General features: G+C 44.6%; 3 protein-coding genes. 2 read left to right on the top strand and 1 reads right to left on the bottom strand.

What is annotated here, in order from left to right; translation table 11 throughout:
* Positions 1-477, top strand: a 477-nt coding sequence (locus tag F6K49_RS49870; protein WP_293110233.1) for a DALR anticodon-binding domain-containing protein, incomplete at its 5' end; no start/stop codon positions are given.
* Between the two features lie 119 nt (positions 478-596).
* Here the strand turns inward: F6K49_RS49870 and F6K49_RS49865 are convergent.
* Positions 597-764 carry a hypothetical protein gene (locus F6K49_RS49865; RefSeq protein ID WP_293110231.1) on the bottom strand — a complete coding sequence of 56 codons (168 nt, stop codon included), beginning with the start codon at positions 762-764 and terminating at the stop codon, positions 597-599.
* Positions 765-804: 40 nt separating this feature from the next.
* On the opposite strand from F6K49_RS49865, the gene F6K49_RS49860 reads away from it, so the two are divergent.
* A partial coding sequence (locus tag F6K49_RS49860) for a hypothetical protein (RefSeq protein ID WP_293110229.1) occupies positions 805-1,306 on the top strand: 502 nt, incomplete at its 3' end.

Genomic DNA, 1,306 nt, shown 5'->3' with positions numbered 1-1,306 from the left:
TTAGGAGAAGATGATCCCGAGTATCAAAACAGGGCATTAATTGATGTGTTAGATGTACGCGATCGCGCTTTGTTTCTCCAGTCTATCCGAGATAATGGTACTCTGAATAAAATCTATGAAACTGTCAACCGTTCAGCTCGTTTAGCTAAACAAGGGGATTTAGATACCAAAGAGTTACAACCAACAACAGTAGTTAATCCGGAACATTTCCAGAAATCTTGTGAGCAAGCATTTTATGATGCCCTCGTGGAATTAGTGCCAAAAATTAAAGCTTCTCAGGAAGAGCGAGATTATCAGAAATTAGTGGAAGCACTAGAAGAGATTGCTCCTACGGTTAGCACTTTCTTTGATGGTGACCAGAGTGTATTGGTGATGGATCCTGACCCCAATATTCGCAGTAATCGCTTGAATTTGTTGGGATTGTTGCGGAATCATGCTCGTGTGTTAGCAGATTTTGGAGCAATTGTCAAGAGTTAGGGGTTGGTTTGTAAGTATATGCGCTACGCGCACGCTACGCGAACAGCAATCAGCAATCAGTAATCAGCAATCAGTAATCAGCAATCAGCAATCAGTAATCAGCAATCAGCAATCAGCAATCAGCTTATAGCAATCAGTAGTGGCCAAAGGCCAAGGCTGAAGGCTGACGGCTGACGGCTGACGGCTGAGCGCTGACCGCTGACCACTGACCGCTGAGCTGACCGCTGATAACTTTGGGGGATTGATAGTAAAAGCTCTATCTGCGGTTTTCTGAAAATTGTGGTCAAATTAAAACTGACCTACTATTGAGCTAGCTTGATAAATGCCATGGAGATTCTAGAAACCGTAACCTTTGATAATGCCATCGCATTCACGGAATCGATAATGACCAAAATGGCAACAGGGGAACTAACATCGCCAGAAATTACCGATGCGATCGCATCCTTAGTCAAAACCAAAAATGGTGCGAGAGGCTTCTTTGTCACCTACCTTACCAGTGACAGCACCTTAGCCGACAATCCTTCACCAGAGGTGATCACAGCTCTAGAGTCATCCCCTGAAATCGTAGCCGAACTGTTAGTCAAAAATTTAGCTATGTCAGCGGCAATGGGATTGAACCATCGCCGCAATGGTAAAGAAGACATGGCTCAAGGATCAGACCGAGTGCGATCGCGTAGTGCTAATCTCATTAAACAACTAAACATGCCAAGCCTGTTTGACATTGCCCAACAGTTAAGGCAAAGCGCCCTTACTGGAGTTGGCAACTACCAAGAATTTCTGCAGCGCTGGAGATACGATTCTGAGCAAAAACAGGTCATCCATCAAGCTC

It is taken from the genome of Moorena sp. SIO3I6 (genome assembly GCF_010672095.1).
Note: the sequence above shows the minus strand (reverse complement) of the source record. Positions and strands in the feature narration are given on the sequence as shown.